Here is a 15,863-nt window from a genome sequence, read left to right on the forward strand (position 1 = left end):
CCGCACCCCGACACCGACCCCGGCCCCGAAACCCCCGCCGAAGCCCACGCCGAAGCCCACGCCCACGCCCACCCCGCGGCCCTCCGCATCACCCGTGAGTTACCCGGTGTACCACCCGCACACCGTCCGGCGTCCGGCACGCCGCCACACCACTCCCGTCACCTACGTCCTGCTCATCACCGTCCCGGCGATCGTGGCCGTCGCCGCCCTGCGCCCGCGTTGACGCGCCGGCCCCTCATTCCTGGAGGCACCAGTTGTCGGATTGGCTTGTTCTCGTCCTCGCGATGGCGGGGGCCTGTGCCGTGGTGGTCGTCATCACACTGGTGCGGCAGCGGACGGCCTCCGAGGACGAGGATCCCAGCGAGACCCCCGACGTCATCGAGTACATGACGATGTGGATCGGCGTCATCTACGCCATCGTCCTGGGCCTGGCCATCGCGGGCGTGTGGGAGGCCCGCAGCGCCGCGCAGGACCATGTGCAGGCGGAGGCCCAGGCGCTGCACGAGATCTCGGAGCGGGTGCGCGTGTACCCGGCGGAGGTCCGGGACCGTGTCCGCGGGGACGTGGACGCCTACGTCGGGTACGTCGTCCACACCGAGTGGCGACGGATGGCGGACGAGCAGCAGGTCACCGAGCGCGGCGGCGAACTGCTGGGCCGCGTCCGCGCGGACGTCACCGACTACCGGCCGGGGAACGACTTCGAGGCGCAGGCCTACCAGCCGCTGCTGGACCAGATGGCCGCCGCCGACCAGGCACGCAACGCGCGCGCCGACTCCACCGGGGTGACCATGCCGCCGGTCGTGTGGTGGGGCCTGATCACCGGCGGGCTGATCACCATCGGCATGGTGTTCGCGCTGCAGATCCGGCGCACCGGACGGGAGTTGGTCCTGGCCGGGCTGTTCTCCGCGACCATCGCCTTCATGCTGTTCCTCATCTGGGACTTCGACGCGCCGTACAGCCGGGGCATCGCGGTGACCCCGGAGCCTTTCCTCACCCTGTTCCCGGGCGCCGGCGGCTGACTTCCGGCCACGACAGGCCTTCGCCCCCGCTTCCCCGCGGAACGCGGAACCGGGGCGAAGGCCTGTCGTCTTGTGGGTGCCCGGCGCGGGGGTGGTCGCGCCGGCCCCGATGACCTCGGTGGCCCACCGTGGGCTCAGGCCCCCTTCGCATGGCGGCGGCGCAGCCAGAAGGCGCCCCCGCCGACCAGGGCCGTGGCCACCAGACCGCCGCCGATGGCCATGTCGGTGGGCGTCGCGCCGCCGGTCCGGCTGCCGCCGAGGCCGCCGTTGACACCGCCGAGCACGGTGAAGGCGTCCCGGCGGGTCAGGGTGCGGCCGTCGCAGCGGACGGTGACGCTGTACCGGCCGCGGTGGGCGGCGCGGTCGACGAAGGCGACGCCCCGCGCGGTGTCGTCGCGGAACGATTCCAGCCGGACGGTGCCGAAGGCGTCGGAACTCGCGGTGCCGCTCCGGCAGCCGTTCACGATGATGGTGAGGCGGCCCCCGGCCGGCAGCACATCGGGCGTGACGAAGATGTCGCGCGAGTTGCCGAAGCCCTCGTCCCGGCCCTTGCCGCCGTTGCCGTGCCCGAAGTCGCCGCCCCGGTCGCCGAAGTCCTCTCCCCCACGGCCGCCGCCACCGCCGCCCCCGCCTCCGCGGCCGTTGTCCCCGCCTTCCCCTCCATGACCGTTGCCGAAGCCCTCACCGCCGCGCCCGTTCCCCTCGCCCCCACGGCCGTTCCCCTCGCCGCCACGACCGTTCCCTTCGCCCCCACGCTCGTTCCCCTCGCCACCATGGCCGTTCCCGTTGCCGTTGCCATGGCCGTTGCCGTTGAAGTTCCCGTTGCCGTTGCCGTTGCCGTTGCCGTTCCCGTTGCCGTTCTCGTTGCCATGGCCGTTGCCGTTGCCGTTGCCATTGACGTTGCCGTTCCCGGGGAAGACGCCGTTACCGCTGAAGGTGCCGATGTTGCCGGTGCCGGGGACGATGACGGTGGTGTCGGTGCCGCTCGGCCCGCCCCCGTTGCCCATGCCGTCCGCGACGGCGACGGGGACGGCGAGCCCGAGGACGGCGACCGTGGTGCACGCCGCCGCCAGGGCACGTTGGTTGCGCATGTGTTCCTCCGCGGGAGGTCACCGGGGCCCGTCCCCGGTGGATCGGCGAGAAGCACCTCCCGGGACGACCCTCGGGCGCGCGGAACACGCCCGCATGTCGAGAATGGTCCGTCCTGGTGATCCAATACACCGGCGTATCACCACACAATCGGATATTGCCGCAGGTCACGGACCGTCAGAAAATTCCTCGGAACGGCAACTCGGATGGCTCACCGGGCGTGCGGCCGGCCACCCGTTCGCCGATCGCCCCGTCGCCCGCCTCCCGCGCGGGACTTAGCGTTTTCCCATGCGCGATGGACGTGGCGGGACCGCGTCGAGAGGGGATGGCGAATGTCTGCGTCCAAGCTGGCCTTGCTTGCCGAAGAGGAGGAGCGGCGGAAGAGGCGCGCCCCGTGGGGCGTGATAGCGCTGGTGCTGCTGACCGGCCTGGCCCTCATCCGCAACGGCTCCGGGGAGTTCGACGTCGGACCGCCGCAGCCCGCCTCGGCGGCGGCCCCGGACGCCCGGGCCACCCTCGGCGCCCTCGCGCCCGCGCCCGCCGCGCTGCCGTTCTCCCCCGTGCGCCGGGTGCGGATCCCGGCGATCCGGGTGGACGCGCCCGTCGTGCAGGTGGGGCTGGACCCGAACGGCTGGGTCGCCGCGCCGCCGCCGGAGAACCCGGACCAGGCCGGCTGGTTCACCGGCGCGGTGTCCCCCGGGGAGAAGGGCACCGCGGTCATCGTCGGCCATGTCGACAACCAACAGGGCCCCGCCGTGTTCTACGGCCTCGGGGCGCTGCGGAAGGGCAGCCAGGTCGAGGTCCTGCGCCAGGACGGGAAGACGGCCGTGTTCGAGGTCTACGGCGTCGAGGTCTTCGCGAAGAACGACTTCCCCGGCGACCGGGTCTACGGCTCCAAGGGCACCCCGGAACTACGGGTCATCACCTGCGGAGGCGGCTTCTCGAAGCAGAACGGCTACGACGGCAACGTCGTCGTCTTCGCCCGCCTGGCCACGGTCGTCTGAACCGGCCGGCCCTCACACCCGCCGGCGCGGCACGGTGAGGTGATAGCCGGAGTCGAGCAGCCGGGGCAGCCATTCGCGGATCGCGCGGACGGTCTGCGAACGGTCGCCCCCGGCGTCGTGGGAGAGCACCACGACGCCGGGGGCGGCACCGCTCTCCACCTGGTCGACGATGGTGTCGGTGCCGGGTTCCATCCAGTCGGTGGTGTCCAGCGTCCAGGCCATCGGCTCCATGCCCAGCTCGGCGCCGAGCTGGAAGGAGGCCCGGTTCCAGGCGCCGTAGGGCGCGCGGAACCACTGGGGGCGGTCGCCGTAGGTGTCCTCGATGATGTCGCTGGTCCGCTCCATCTCGGAGCGGATCTCCTTGCGCCCGAGGGACGTCAGCAGGGGGTGGGTCCAGGTGTGGTTGCCGACGACATGGCCCTCCTCGGCCATCCGGGCCAGCAGTTCCCTGTTGTCCACGACGCACTCCCCGCAGACGAAGAACATCGCCCGGGCCCGGTGCCGGGCGAGAGTGTCGAGGATGTGCGGGGTGTACTCCGGGTGGGGACCGTCGTCGAAGGTCAGCACCATGCGCCGGCCGCGTCCGGAGATCCGCAGGATGGGCTTCTCGCGCACCTTGAGCTTGCGGGGCGGGGTGCGCGGTGGTCCGTATCCGGTGAGCGGCCGGAGCCGGAAGGCGGAGGGTCCGAGGGCCGGGCGGGCCTGGGGGCCGGGGGCGGGGGCCGCGGCGGCCCGGACGGTCTCCTCGCCGTCGCCCGCCAGGATGGCTCCCGCGGTGCCCGCCGAACCGAGCGCGGCGACGCCGGCGAGGAGCATCCGGCGCCGCGTGAACAACTGATCCTTCTGCATGACCCATCAGTCGCCCGGCCGGACTCCGCCGCACCGCAACGCCGTCGGTGCGGCGCGGTAATGCACCCGGACAGCGGAGCGGACGGACGCTTTGGCTGCAACCCGCCCAGGCGCCCGCGGTGCCGCTGCCGGCGGGCGGGCCCCGGCCATGCGTGGGAACTGCGGATTCCGTTAGCCTCGGGGCGTGACGGAACAGCACGAACAGCCTTCGCACACGTTCGAGCGGGGCACGGACGGCCCGAAGGTCATCGTCGTCGGCGTGGACGGCTCGGCCTCCTCGTTGCGCGCCGCCGCGTACGCCGGCGGTCTGGCCCGGCGCCAGCACGCGCTGCTGGCCGTGGTGTACGTGCAGCCGGTGCTCGCGGCGGGCGCGGCGCTCGGGGCGCCGGTGGCCGACACGACCGACGAGATCGCCGAGGACCTGATCACGCAGATCCGGGAGGCGGCCGAGCGGGTCAAGGGGATATTCGAGGTGCGCTGGGAGTTCCACACCTTCCGCGGCGACCCCTACGGCGGGCTGGTGAAGGCGGCGGACGAGCTGAAGGCGGACGCGGTGGTGGTGGGCGCGTCGGAGCAGGCCGGCCACCGGATCATCGGTTCGGTGGCGATCCGCCTGGTGAAGGCCGGCCGCTGGCCGGTGACGGTCGTGCCGTAGGCCGGGGGCCGGCGGGCGCACCCCGTACCCGGACGACGCTCCGGCCGTGCGTGGCGTCTTCCCTGGGCGGTGGTGCTGGGACATCATGATCCGCCGTCAGCCGTTGCCGTCGGCGAAGGGGTGAGACGTATGGGAAGGTTCCGCGCGGGCGAGGGCATTCTCCGCCGGAAACCCATCGAGCACATCGAGGAGACCGAGGTCGGCGAGGGCACCCGGCTGGAGAGGTCGCTGGGGCTCTGGCAGCTCACCGCGATCGGGGTGGGCGGCATCATCGGCGCGGGCGTGTTCACGCTGGCCGGCACGGTGGCCAACGGCACGGCCGGGCCCGCGGTGCTGGTGTCCTTCCTGATCGCCGGTGTGGCGAGCGCCTGTGCGGCGCTGTCGTACGCCGAGTTCGCCGGGATGATCCCGAAGGCCGGGTCGGCCTACACCTACGGGTACGCGGTGCTCGGCGAGTTCGCGGGCTGGTTCATCGGCTGGGACCTGCTGCTGGAGTACACGGCGATCGTGTCCGTGGTGGCCATCGGCATCTCCGGCTACTTCGGCTTCCTGGTCAAGGAGATGGGCGCCGATCTGCCGCAGTGGATGCTGGGCGCGCCCGGCACCGGCGACGGGCACCGGGTCGATCTGTTCGCGGCCGTGCTGTGCCTGCTCATCGCCTGGCTGCTGACCCTGGGCATCCGCAGCGCGGCCCGGTTCGAGACGTTCGTGGTCGCCCTGAAGGTACTGGTGGTGCTGCTGGTGATCGGGGTGGGCGTGTTCCACATCGACACCGGGAACTACCGGCCGTTCTTCCCGTACGGGCTCGGCGGGGCGTTCACGGGCGCGGCGACGGTGTTCTTCGCGGTGTTCGGCTACGACGCGATGTCGACGGCTGCCGAGGAGTCCAAGGACGCCCAGCGGCACATGCCGAAGGCGATCGTCTACTCGCTGGTCATCTCGATGGTGCTGTACGTGGCGGCCTGCCTGGTGCTGACGGGTATGCAGGACTACCGGGAGATCGACAAGGAGAGCGGCTTCTCCACGGCGTTCAAGTCGGTGGGGCTCGGCGCGCTGGCGGACGTGATCGCGGTCGGGGCGATCATCGGCATCCTCACGGTGATGTTCACGTTCATGCTGGGAGTCACCCGGGTGTGGTTCTCGATGTCGCGGGACGGCCTGCTGCCCACGTGGTTCGCCAAGACGCACCCGACGCGGCACGTGCCGACCCGGGTGACCTGGATCGTCGGGGTGGCGTCCGCGGCCATCGCCGGTTTCGTGCCGATCGGCGAGGCGGCCGAGCTGACCAACATCGGCATCCTGCTGGCGTTCGTGGTGGTGTGCGCGGCGGTGATCGTGCTGCGCTACCGGCAGCCGGGGCTGCCGCGCAGCTTCCGCACGCCGGGGATGCCGGTGGTGCCCGCGCTGGGGGTGCTCTTCTCCATCTGGCTGATCACGTTCCTGCAGTGGCAGACCTGGGTGCGGTTCGCGATCTGGTTCGCGCTCGGCTGTGTCGTCTACTTCGGTTACTCCTACCGGCGTTCGGTGCTGGCCGGCAGGCGGACCGACGGCTGATCACGGAGCCATGACCAGGCCGTCCTGGCCGGCCCCGCGGCTGAGGACCACGTCCCGGATCCGGTCGCGGGCCCCCTCCAGTTCGGCGCCCTGGGCGATGGCCCGGTTCAGCTCGATCACCCGGCCGGCGTCGAGGTCGTACAACTGGGGGACGAACTCGGCCCGCACCACCCGCCAGGGCCCGCCCGGCCGGTCCGGCGGGGCGAAGGTGAAACGGCCGAGGGTGGACTCGTTGCCCCGCAGGTCCCGGGCGCCTCGCGGGTCGCGGAGCGGTCCGGCGATCTGGTCGCCCAGTCCGTAGACCACCCAGGTGCCGTTGACCTTCTCGTACGCCTGGGGGACGTGGGGAGAGGTGCCGAGGATCAGGTCGATGTCCGGGTGGCCGTCCGTGGCCGAGGCGGTGAGGCGTCCGGCGAGGGTGAGCTGGAGCCGGTCGGGCTCGTCCTGGCCCTCGGTGCCCCAGTCCACGGAGACCACGACCACGTCGGCGCCGCCCCGCCGGGCGGCACGGGCGTCGGCGATGATCCGGTCCGCGTCCAGGAGGCTGACCGCCCAGGGCTGACCGGCGGGCGGCGGCTGACCGGTGGACGAGGTGTACGACAGGTGGGCCACCCTGGCACCGCCGGCCCGGTGGATCGGGACCGAGCGGGCCTCACGCTCGCTGCGGGCGGTCCCGGTGTGCCGCAGCCCGGCCCGGTCCAGGGCGTCCAGGGTGCGGCCGACGCCGGCGGCGCCGTCGTCCAGGGCATGGGCGGAGGCGGTGGAGCAGCCGTCGTAGCCGGTGGCGGCGAGGTCCTCGGCGAGCCGCGGCGGGGCGGTGAGCGGGGGCCCGCCGGTGGGGTCGCTCTCGGGGCCGTAGCCGGTGGCGAGGTGACACAGTGCCAGGTCGGCGCCGGAGACGACCGGTTGGACGCCAAAGAGCATGGGGCGGAAGTCGTGGCCTTCGCCGCCGGCGTCGTAGGCGGCCCGTTCGACGACGGTGGCGTGCGGGAGGATGTGTCCGGAGGCGACGAGGGTGAAGGGGCCGGCCGCGGCGGGCGCCGGGGACGCCGCGTTTCCCGGTGTGCCGGATTCCCGGTACTGGTTCCGGCAGGCCGCCCCGGCCGCGAGGACGGCGGTCAGGACCAGCGCCACCTGCTTGGTGCGTCCGATCATCAGCTCACCCCAGGGTCGTCGTATGGACAGACGAAGCCGTGACGGGCATATGGGTATGAAGCTGATGCGTCGGATAAACAGACCGGGTGGTGGTGTTAGCCCGTCCGGTGAGCCCCGGGGCGCCGCCCGGCCGACCGTTCGCCGACGCGATCGACCGTCCGTCGCACAGCCGGGTCCGCCCCCTGTCCGCCGGGCGCGGCCTGCGCTGCCATACGGCCATGACGGCCGGAACCTCACTCACCCACGGGACGACGACCGCCGAGCACGAGCTGGCCGCGCTCCAGCGCGAGCACGGCGGTCCGCTGTTCGCCCTGCTGCTCAGGCTGTGCGACGGAGACCGCCAGCGCGCCGAGGACCTCGTCCAGGAGACCCTGGTGCGCGCCTGGCAGCATCCGGAGGCGCTGCACGCCGACGACTTCGACTCGGTACGGCCCTGGCTGCTGACTGTGGCCCGGCGCCTGGCGATCGACGCCCGCCGGGCCCGGCGGGCCCGGCCGCCCGAGACCGGCGACGAGGTCCCCGAGAACGCGCGGGTGACCGCCGATCACGCCGAGCGGGCCGCGGCGATGCTCGATGTCCGGGAGGCTGTGAAGACACTCACTCCGGCCCACCGTGACGTGCTCGTACTCGTGTATTTCCGCGGGGCCAGTGTGGCGGAAGCGGCCGAGGCCCTGGGGATTCCACCGGGTACCGTGAAGTCCCGCGCGTACTACGCGCTGCGCGCCCTGCGCCGGGTCCTGCCGGGTTACGCGGCCGACCTGCGGTGAAACCGGAAGGCCGGTCAAACCTCGGTAAAGCGCCTTGCCGTGGCCCCCGTTCGGGCATGGGCTGTCCTCATCCGCGTGCCGGACGGGGGTCCGGGCCCGGAGGTTCGGGCGACGCGCACGTACCGGAGGAAGGGCAGGAAGGGATGCTGCACAGAGGTCACGAGAGCGCGGACGGCACCGACGGCGGTGAACTGGCCGTCCCGATGGCCTGGTTGTACGCCGAGTACATCGCCGACGAGCTGCTGCGCACCGGCGATCTGATGCCGCCGACGTCCTTCGAGTTCCGGGCCGGCCGGGACGCGCTGGCGCTGACCGTCTTCCTGTCCGACACCGACGGGGAGCTGTCCGGCATCCGGGTGATCTCCCAGCTGGAGAACTGGCTGGAGCTGACCGCCTGCGACCAGCCGTGGCGGGACTGGGTGCGGGCGCGCCTGGCCGAGCGGACCGGGCGGGCGGCCGGCTCCGGCGCTCCCTGCCCGGACCTCGCGCTGGCCGCCGACGCCTGGCGCTGGCTGGAGGAGACCGAGCTGCTCGCGCCGGACCTGGACGCGGTGCCGGGCGGCGGCCCGGTGTTCGGGGAGGACGACGGGCCGAAGGTGTGGACACCGGCCTGGCGGCTGGGGCTGCCGCTGGGGCACCTCGCGATCCACCTGTTCTGAGCCGTCCGGCCGCCTCGCCCGGACCTCGCGCGCCGCACACCGGGCCACGGTCCGGGCCGCTGCGCATCCCTTGGTCGCGATCGTGTGCGTGCCTTGAGTGATCGGGCGGTCCGCTGCGTACGGGTGGGGGCAAGGAGCGGCCCCCGCCCGCACCCGTCGGCACGAGGATTTTTCGCATGTGGTCCGTGGAACGGCATCGCGACGCCGGCGCGTACGCGCTCGGCGTGCTGGACGAGGCGGAGGCCTTCCGCTTCGAGGACCACCTCGTGGAGTGCCCCCGGTGCGCCGCGTACGTGACCGGGTTCGGGCCCACCACCCGGCAGCTGATGCTCTACCGCCGGGCCACTCCCCCGTTCGTGCACCCCCTGGCCCGGCCCGGTGCCGGGCTGCTGGACCGGCTGCTCGGCGAGCTGGCGCACCGGCGGCGGGCGCGCCGCCGGCGGTTCGGCTACGGGCTGGCCGCCTCGGTGGTGCTGGCCGCGGCCGGTCCGGGGATCGTGGCGTTCGCCGGGCACCCGGGGCCGTCGGACGCACGGGCCGTCCGGGTCACCGCGGCCACCGATCCGCGCACCGGGGTGTGGGCGCGGGTCACCTCGGCGGACGAGGAGTGGGGCAGCGAGCTGCGTGTCGAGGTCGGGGACGGCGCCGGGCCGCGCACCTGCCGGCTGGTCGCGGTCGGCCGTGACGGCACCGAACAGGTCGTCGTCGGCTGGACCGGCCCGGGCGCGGGCGGCCGGCCGGCCACCGCGCTGGGGGCCACGGCGCTGCACCCGGACGGGATCGCCCGCTACGAGGTCCGTACGGCCGACGGGCGGGTGCTGGTCACGGTCGCGGCACGCTGACGGGCCGTCCCCGGCGGCGGCACGGCCCTCACCGGACGCGCGCAGCCCGCGCCGCCGCACGGCTCTCACCGGCGGCACGGCACTCCGCGGCGCGCCGACGGCCGCTCCTCGGCGTCCTCACTTCAGCAGCCGGGACAGCCTGCGGTCGGCCAGCGGCTTGCCGCCCGTCTGGCAGGTCGGGCAGTACTGGAGCGAGGAGTCGCTGAAGGAGACCTCGCGGATGGTGTCGCCGCACACCGGGCAGGGCGCGCCGGTACGGCCGTGGACGCGCAGACCGCCCTTCTTCTCCGCCTTCAGCCGGCCCGCCGCCACGCCCCGGGCCCGCTCGACCGCCTCGCCGAGCGTGCCGCGCAGCGCCGCGTAGAGCCGGTGGGTCTCCTCCGGGGTGAGGGAGGCCGCGAGCTTGAACGGGGACATCCGCGCGGCGTGCAGGATCTCGTCGCTGTAGGCGTTGCCGACGCCCGCGATCAGCGACTGGTCGCGCAGGGCGCCCTTCAGCTGCCGCCGTTCGCCCCGGAGCAGGGCGGCGAAGCGGTCCTCGGTGAAGTCCTCGGCGAGCGGGTCGGGGCCGAGGCGGGCGATGCCCGGCACCTCGGCGGGATCGCGGACTACGTACACGGCGAGGCGTTTTTGGGTGCCGGCCTCGGTCAGGTCGAAACCCTCGCCGGTCTCCAGCGCCACGCGCAGCGCCAGCGGGCCCTTCCCGGGCTTCGGCGGGCCGTCCGGCAGCCGGTCCCGCCACTGGAGCCAGCCCGCTCGGGCCAGATGGGCGACCAGGTGCAGTCCGCCGTCCGTCTCGATGTCCAGGAACTTGCCGTGCCGGCGCACGGCCGTCACCTCGGCGCCCTCGACGGCGCCGGGCGGAGGGTCGTACGTCTTCAGCACGCTGACGGCGACCGGCAGCACCCGCACCACCCGGCGGCCGGCCAGGTGCTCGGTCAGGAAATCCGTCAGCGCTTCCACCTCGGGCAGTTCGGGCATAGGACCAGGGTGCCATCCGGCACCGACAACGCCAGGCCGCTACCGGACACGGTCGCTACGGCAGCCGGAACTCGCACCACACCGCCTTGCCGGAGCCCCGCGCCTGCACACCCCAGGCGTCGGCGAGCCGGTCCACCAGGAGCAGGCCGCGGCCGAAGACGCCGTCCACGCCCGCGTCGCGGCGCCGCGGCAGGGCGCTGGAGCAGTCCTCGACCTCGATGCGCAGCCGGCGCTCGGCTCCCTCCAGCACCCGCAGGGTGACGATCGCGGAGCCCTCGGTGTGCAGCAGGGCGTTGGTGATCAGCTCGTCGGCCGCCAGTTCGATCTCGTCGGCCAGGGCGCGGGCGCCCCAGGCGCGGACCGCGGTGCGGATCAGGCGCCGGGCCTGGGTGAGGGCCTCCGGGTCGCCGGCCGCCACCTGCTGCCGGAGCCGGCTGCCGGGCCAGGCGGCCTCCGGGGCGTGGCGGCGCAGCAGGAGCAGCGCCACGTCGTCGTCGCCGCCGCGCTCCTCGGCCGCCTGGATCAGCCGGTCGGCGAGGGTCTGCACGTCGGCGGGCCCTTCGCGCACCAGCCGCGCGAGGCCGGACATGCCGTCGTCCAGGTCGGTGCCGGGCAGCTCCACCAGTCCGTCGGTGCACAGCAGCAGCGTGCTGCCGGGGTCGAGTTCGAGGGTGGCGACGGGGTACTCCAGCCGTCCGAACTCGGCGGACAGGCCGAGCGGCAGCCCGCCCTCGACTGAAATCCGGGCGCAGCGGCCGTCGCGGTACCGCAGCAGCGGGTCGATGTGTCCGGCGCGGACCATCTGGACGACCCCGGTGGCCAGGTCGGTCTCGGCGTACAGGCAGGTGGCGAACCGGTCGGTGTCGAGTTCGTGCAGGAAGACGGAGGCCCGGGCCATCACGGTGGCCGGGGAGTGCCCCTCGGTGGCGTAGGCGCGCAGCACGATCCGCAGCTGGCCCATGACGGCGGCGGCGTGTGTGTCGTGGCCCTGGACGTCCCCGATGACCGCGCCGACCCGGCCGCCTCCCGAGGGGGTGCCCCCGGGCAGCGGGATCAGGTCGTACCAGTCGCCGCCGATGTCCCGGCCCAGGGCGGCCGAGCGGTAGCGCACCGCGATGTCGGCGCCGCGCACGCTGGGGATGGAGCGGGGCAGCATGGCCTGCTGGAGGCCCTGGGCGAGGTCCTTCTCCTGCTCGAAGAGCATGGCCCGCATCAGGCTCTGCGCGATGCTGCTGCCGAGCGCGACGAGGACGGCGCGTTCCTCGGCGGAGAAGCCACGCCGGTCGTCGTAGAGCAGGCCCATCGCGCCGATCGGGCGGGCCTGGGCGATCAGCGGGAGGTAGGCGGCCGAGGTGATGCGCAGGCCGGTGAGATGCGGCCACAGGAGGGGGTAGTGCGCGGCGAACTCCTCCGGTGACTCGATGAACCGGGGGCTGAGGGTGCGTACGACCTCGCTCATCGGGTACGGCTCGTCGGTCCGGGTGACCCGGGTGCCGGGCACGAAGCTGCCCGCGGGGCCCTCGGCCACCAGGCGGATCCGGCCGGCCTCCACCAGGCCCATCACCAGGCTGGTCGCGCCCAGGTGGCGGACGCCGTGGGTGTCCTTGAGCACGTCGATGACGTCCTGGACGCTGCGGGCGTGGGCGAGGGCGGCGGAGATGACCTGCACGACGCTCGTCTGCTGGCGGAACGCCTGGTCCTGGGCGGCCCGGAGGCTGCGTGCCGTGCTGTCGGCGAGTTCCTCGGTGGCGTCGCGGAGGATGCCGACGACGCGGTGCGGGCGGCCGGAGATGTCGCGGCGTATGCGGCCGCGGGTGTGCGTCCAGCGCATGGTGCCGTCGCGGCAGCGGATGCGGAAGTACGCGCCGTAGTGGTCGCTGCCGTCCTTGATCGCCCGGGCGACGGTCGCGTCGAGCCGGGCGGCCTCCGGCGGGGGCACCCGGAGCGCGTTCAGGGTGTCCAGGCGTCCGTCGTACTCCTCGGGCGGCAGGTCGAGCACCTCGAAGGCCTGGGCGTCCAGGTGGAACAGTCCGGCGTCCAGGTCCCAGTCGAAGCTGCCCATGCCGTTGAGCGCGAGGACCGGGTCCGGGCGCACGGGCCGGTCCTCCGGGAGTGACAGGGCGCTCGCACCCTGATCGGCCATGGGGCCACCTTGCCAGCATCCGGCCGATTCTTCGACTTGCCGGGCGGACCGCTGACGGCGCGGGCCCACGCTCAGGCGCCGTCGGCCATGGGCAGGTCCGGGGTCCGGGGCACGCCGGACCCCGGACCTGGAGCCCAGTGCGCGCCAGGCGGGCCGGGGAGGCGGCCGGACGGGTCCGCGGGCGTCGGTGCCGCGCCGGCCCGGGTGGTCGGGTCCACGGCCGTCGGTGCCGCGTCCGTGTGGGCGGTCGGGGACCCGGCGGCCCGGATGGCCGGAGACGCGGCGGCCCGGATGGCCGGATCCCCGGCACTCGGTGCCGCGTCCGTGCGGGCGGTCGGGGACGCGGCCCGGACGACCGGGGACCCGGCGGCCCGGGTGGTCGGGGACGGGCCGGTGGTGGTCCGGGGGGTCGGGGACGGGCCGGTGGTGGTGTGGGCGGGTGGGGGGACGACGCGGTCCCGGCGGACGTCGTGGCCGGTGCGGCGCTCGGTCCAGGTGCGGTGCCCGGCGTCGACGAGGAGGAGGCTGGTGACGGCCCGGGGCGCCGGGCTGACCACGATCACCTTGTTCGGCCGGTACCCGGGCCACGGCGTGCCCCGCGCGCCGGCCCCGCCGCGCGTCGGCGCGGGCGGGGCGAGCGGGTTGCCGCAGGCGCAGCGCACCCGCGGCAGGCCCCGGTCGTCCACGAGGACGGCGGTGCCCGCCTGGAGCACGGCCTGGTAGTCGTCCGCCCGGTGGCCCTGGTAGGCGTGGTTGGTGACGCGGGTGTCGGCGCCGAGTACGACGGGGGTCAGACCGCGCAGATAGGCGGGGAGCGCCGCCCGCCGGACCCCGACGACGCCGGCGAAGACGTCGGCCTTGGACGGGTCCGCCGCCAGGTAGCGGATGTGCCGCTCGGTGTCGCAGCGGGCGACGCGCGGAGTGCCCCGGTACAGACCCGGTGTCGCCCCGGACAGCGTGCGGGCCGCGCGCAGGGGCGCCGCCAGCTCCCCGGCGGAGGTCCTGGCGCCGATCCGGGGTGACTCGGCGGCGGTCGGGCCGGTGGCCGCGGAGTCGGTGAAGGGCGCCGGCCCCCGCTCCCCGGCGGCCTGGAGGAAGACGAGGTCGCCCACCCGGGCCTGCTTCACGCCGGCCCCCGCGCAGCCGGCGGCGAGCACCGCCGCCGAGAGCACGCCGGCCGTGACCAGGGTTCGGGTGGGCATCCGCACCGCACACTCCACATCACTATGGGTGATTACGCCCTATTGTTGGCATCGCACGGGTTTGGCTGGCAACTCGGGGAACGCCGCGCCGACAGCGGCGACGGTGGGGCCGTACGGAAGGGCGCGCGAGGCCGTGGACTGGTTCACCGCACCCGACTACTGGCTGAGCCGGCTGGTCCTCCAGCGGGCTCTGGCCGCCGTGTACCTGGTCGCGTTCCTGAGCGCGGCCCTCCAGTTCCGGGCCCTGCTGGGCGAGCGCGGCATGCTGCCCGTCCCCCGCTTCACGGCCCGCGTCCCCTTCCGGCGCGCCCCCAGCCTGTTCCAGCTGCACTACTCCGACCGTTTCTTCGCGGGGTGCGCCTGGGCGGGCTGCGCGGTGTCGGCGGCGCTGCTGGCCGGGGCGGACTCGGCGCTGCCGCTGTGGGCGGGGATCCTGCTGTGGCTGGTGCCGTGGGCGCTGTATCTGTCGATCGTCAACGTGGGCCAGACGTGGTACGCGTTCGGCTGGGAGTCGCTGCTGCTGGAGACCGGGTTCCTGGCCGCGTTCCTCGGCAACGACGAGGTGGCGCCGCCGGTCGTCGTGCTGTTCCTGCTGCGCTGGATCCTGTTCCGGGTGGAGTTCGGCGCCGGGCTGATCAAGCTGCGCGGCGACGCCTGCTGGCGGAAGCTGACCTGTCTGGACTACCACCACGAGACCCAGCCGATGCCGGGCCCGCTGAGCTGGTTCTTCCACCATCTGCCCCGGCCGTTGCACCGGGTGGAGGTGGCCGCCAACCACGTCACCCAGCTCGTGGTGCCCTTCCTGCTGTTCACGCCGCAGCCCCTGGCGTCGGCCGCCGCCGCCCTGATGGTCGTCACCCAGCTGTGGCTGGTGCTCTCGGGGAACTTCTCCTGGCTGAACTGGATCACCATCGTGCTCGCCCTGTCCGCGCTGCGGCTGCCGGCGGCGGCGCCGTCCGTGCCCGCGGCGCCGCTGTGGTACGAGGTGCTGGTGCTCGCGGTCGGCGCGCTGCTGCTCTTCCTCAGCCACCGCCCGGTGCTGAACATGGTCTCCCGCCGCCAGGTGATGAACCGCTCCTTCGACCCGCTGCACCTGGTGAACACCTACGGCGCGTTCGGCAGCGTCAGCCGCATCCGCTACGAGGTGGTGGTCGAGGGCACCCTGGACGAGTCGCCGCGCGCGGACTCCGACTGGCGGGAGTACGCCTTCAAGGGCAAACCCGGCGATCCCCGGCGCTGGCCGCGCCAGTTCGCCCCCTACCATCTGCGTCTGGACTGGCTGATGTGGTTCGCCGCGTTGTCGCCGGGTTACGCCGGGGAGTGGTTCGGCGGCCTGGTGGAACGCCTGCTGGAGAACGACCGGGACACCCTGAGGCTGCTGCGCCGCTCCCCGTTCCCGCCTGACACCCCGCCCCGCTATGTGCGGGCCCGGCTGTTCCGCTACCGGTACACCGGCTGGCGGGAGCTGCGGGAGACGGGGGCGTGCTGGGAGCGGACGTATGTGCGGGAGTATCTGCCGCCGACGCGGCTGGCCGAGTCGGCTCACAGGGCGTAGACACGCGTCGCGGTGGACTCGAACAGCGCCGTGCGCTCCGCCTCGGTGAGCCGGCCGGCCGGGGCCGAAGGCGTCCAGGGCGGTGTCCGTGCAGGGGCGCAGGTCGTCGGTCGTCCAGCGGCCGGGGGCGGCCCCGGTGACCAGGGCCTTCAATCCCGTGAACTCGCTCATGACGACTGCCCCTTCCGGCGGTCGGAAGCGGCGGCCCAGTAGCCGCCGCCGGGGAAGCGCGCGAGGGCCTCCGGGCGCAGGGCCGCGGAGAAGCCGGGCGCGGTGGGTGCCGTGTGGTGGCCTGCGCGGATCGCCACCGGGTCGAGGAAGTGCTCGCGCAGATGGCCGACGTACTCGATGACCCGGTCCTCGGTGCCGCTGTGTCGACTGTGGCGGCC

Annotated in this window: 14 protein-coding genes and 2 pseudogenes; 9 read left to right on the forward strand and 7 right to left on the reverse strand. The window is 73.9% G+C overall.

All coding sequences use genetic code 11. The features are described 5' to 3' along the window. Positions 1–223: pseudogene (locus ABD350_RS27915) on the forward strand (hypothetical protein); the annotation flags it as partial. 31 nt (positions 224–254) lie between these two features. Continuing rightward, complete coding sequence (locus tag ABD350_RS27920) at positions 255–1,019, forward strand: bestrophin-like domain (RefSeq protein WP_344351408.1); 765 nt, start codon at positions 255–257, stop codon at positions 1,017–1,019. A 134-nt stretch (positions 1,020–1,153) separates the two neighbouring features. On the opposite strand, the gene ABD350_RS27925 is transcribed toward ABD350_RS27920, so the two are convergent. Continuing rightward, complete coding sequence (locus ABD350_RS27925) at positions 1,154–2,110, reverse strand: hypothetical protein (protein ID WP_344351409.1); 957 nt, start codon at positions 2,108–2,110, stop codon at positions 1,154–1,156. Between the two features lie 330 nt (positions 2,111–2,440). Here ABD350_RS27925 and ABD350_RS27930 point away from each other — a divergent pair, with 330 nt between their 5' ends. Further along, positions 2,441–3,112 (forward strand): class F sortase, encoded by a 672-nt coding sequence (locus tag ABD350_RS27930; RefSeq protein ID WP_344351410.1) that lies wholly within the window; start codon positions 2,441–2,443, stop codon positions 3,110–3,112. Between the two features lie 12 nt (positions 3,113–3,124). Here the strand turns inward: ABD350_RS27930 and ABD350_RS27935 are convergent, their stop codons facing one another. Next, positions 3,125–3,961, reverse strand: a complete 837-nt coding sequence (locus ABD350_RS27935) for a polysaccharide deacetylase family protein (RefSeq protein ID WP_344351412.1) — start codon at positions 3,959–3,961, stop codon at positions 3,125–3,127. A 184-nt stretch (positions 3,962–4,145) separates the two neighbouring features. Here ABD350_RS27935 and ABD350_RS27940 point away from each other — a divergent pair, with 184 nt between their 5' ends. Both ABD350_RS27940 and ABD350_RS27945 read left to right on the forward strand, forming a co-directional pair. Next, positions 4,146–4,616, forward strand: a complete 471-nt coding sequence (locus tag ABD350_RS27940; RefSeq protein ID WP_344351414.1) for a universal stress protein — start codon at positions 4,146–4,148, stop codon at positions 4,614–4,616. A 129-nt stretch (positions 4,617–4,745) separates the two neighbouring features. After that, a complete protein-coding gene (locus tag ABD350_RS27945) occupies positions 4,746–6,170 on the forward strand; it encodes an amino acid permease (protein WP_344351416.1) in 1,425 nt (474 codons plus the stop codon). On the opposite strand, the gene ABD350_RS27950 is transcribed toward ABD350_RS27945, so the two are convergent. Next, positions 6,171–7,325 (reverse strand): CapA family protein, encoded by a 1,155-nt coding sequence (locus ABD350_RS27950; protein WP_344351418.1) that lies wholly within the window; start codon positions 7,323–7,325, stop codon positions 6,171–6,173. Positions 7,326–7,543: 218 nt separating this feature from the next. Between ABD350_RS27950 and ABD350_RS27955 the strand changes: the two genes are divergently transcribed. The 3 genes from ABD350_RS27955 (at position 7,544) to ABD350_RS27965 (ending at position 9,593) form a co-directional block, all read left to right on the forward strand. Continuing rightward, positions 7,544–8,092 (forward strand): sigma-70 family RNA polymerase sigma factor, encoded by a 549-nt coding sequence (locus ABD350_RS27955; protein WP_344351419.1) that lies wholly within the window; start codon positions 7,544–7,546, stop codon positions 8,090–8,092. 143 nt (positions 8,093–8,235) lie between these two features. Further along, positions 8,236–8,751 carry a hypothetical protein gene (locus ABD350_RS27960; RefSeq protein ID WP_344351420.1) on the forward strand — a complete coding sequence of 172 codons (516 nt, stop codon included), beginning with the start codon at positions 8,236–8,238 and terminating at the stop codon, positions 8,749–8,751. 176 nt (positions 8,752–8,927) lie between these two features. Continuing rightward, on the forward strand, positions 8,928–9,593 hold the full coding sequence (locus ABD350_RS27965) for a zf-HC2 domain-containing protein (protein ID WP_344351421.1): 666 nt from the start codon (positions 8,928–8,930) through the stop codon (positions 9,591–9,593). A gap of 117 nt (positions 9,594–9,710) precedes the next feature. On the opposite strand, the gene ABD350_RS27970 is transcribed toward ABD350_RS27965, so the two are convergent. From ABD350_RS27970 to ABD350_RS27980, 3 genes are all read right to left on the reverse strand, one after another. Then, positions 9,711–10,574, reverse strand: a complete 864-nt coding sequence (locus ABD350_RS27970; RefSeq protein ID WP_344351422.1) for an Fpg/Nei family DNA glycosylase — start codon at positions 10,572–10,574, stop codon at positions 9,711–9,713. A 55-nt stretch (positions 10,575–10,629) separates the two neighbouring features. Further along, on the reverse strand, positions 10,630–12,717 hold the full coding sequence (locus ABD350_RS27975; protein ID WP_344351423.1) for a SpoIIE family protein phosphatase: 2,088 nt from the start codon (positions 12,715–12,717) through the stop codon (positions 10,630–10,632). A gap of 71 nt (positions 12,718–12,788) precedes the next feature. Beyond that, positions 12,789–13,919: a DUF6777 domain-containing protein gene (locus ABD350_RS27980; protein WP_344351425.1), complete on the reverse strand. Its 1,131-nt coding sequence runs from the start codon at positions 13,917–13,919 to the stop codon at positions 12,789–12,791. A 133-nt stretch (positions 13,920–14,052) separates the two neighbouring features. Between ABD350_RS27980 and ABD350_RS27985 the strand changes: the two genes are divergently transcribed. Further along, positions 14,053–15,474, forward strand: coding sequence for a lipase maturation factor family protein (locus ABD350_RS27985; protein ID WP_344351427.1), 1,422 nt, complete (start codon positions 14,053–14,055; stop codon positions 15,472–15,474). A gap of 167 nt (positions 15,475–15,641) precedes the next feature. Here ABD350_RS27985 and ABD350_RS27990 read toward each other — a convergent pair. Beyond that, a pseudogene (locus tag ABD350_RS27990) lies at positions 15,642–15,839 on the reverse strand (fuconate dehydratase); the annotation flags it as partial. Positions 15,840–15,863 lie beyond the last annotated feature (24 nt).

The sequence above is a fragment of the Streptomyces nogalater genome (assembly GCF_039532885.1).
GTDB classification, from domain to species: domain Bacteria; phylum Actinomycetota; class Actinomycetes; order Streptomycetales; family Streptomycetaceae; genus Streptomyces; species Streptomyces nogalater.

Coding starts and splice junctions, on each gene's coding strand:
- ABD350_RS27930 (WP_344351410.1), top strand. CDS start 2,441: ATGTCTGCGTCCAAGCTGGCCTTGCTTGCCGAAGAGGAGGAGCGGCGG.
- ABD350_RS27945 (WP_344351416.1), top strand. CDS start 4,746: ATGGGAAGGTTCCGCGCGGGCGAGGGCATTCTCCGCCGGAAACCCATC.
- ABD350_RS27950 (WP_344351418.1), bottom strand. CDS start 7,325: ATGATCGGACGCACCAAGCAGGTGGCGCTGGTCCTGACCGCCGTCCTC.
- ABD350_RS27975 (WP_344351423.1), bottom strand. CDS start 12,717: ATGGCCGATCAGGGTGCGAGCGCCCTGTCACTCCCGGAGGACCGGCCC.
- ABD350_RS27955 (WP_344351419.1), top strand. CDS start 7,544: ATGACGGCCGGAACCTCACTCACCCACGGGACGACGACCGCCGAGCAC.
- ABD350_RS27965 (WP_344351421.1), top strand. CDS start 8,928: ATGTGGTCCGTGGAACGGCATCGCGACGCCGGCGCGTACGCGCTCGGC.
- ABD350_RS27935 (WP_344351412.1), bottom strand. CDS start 3,961: ATGCAGAAGGATCAGTTGTTCACGCGGCGCCGGATGCTCCTCGCCGGC.
- ABD350_RS27970 (WP_344351422.1), bottom strand. CDS start 10,574: ATGCCCGAACTGCCCGAGGTGGAAGCGCTGACGGATTTCCTGACCGAG.
- ABD350_RS27980 (WP_344351425.1), bottom strand. CDS start 13,919: ATGCCCACCCGAACCCTGGTCACGGCCGGCGTGCTCTCGGCGGCGGTG.
- ABD350_RS27925 (WP_344351409.1), bottom strand. CDS start 2,110: ATGCGCAACCAACGTGCCCTGGCGGCGGCGTGCACCACGGTCGCCGTC.
- ABD350_RS27960 (WP_344351420.1), top strand. CDS start 8,236: ATGCTGCACAGAGGTCACGAGAGCGCGGACGGCACCGACGGCGGTGAA.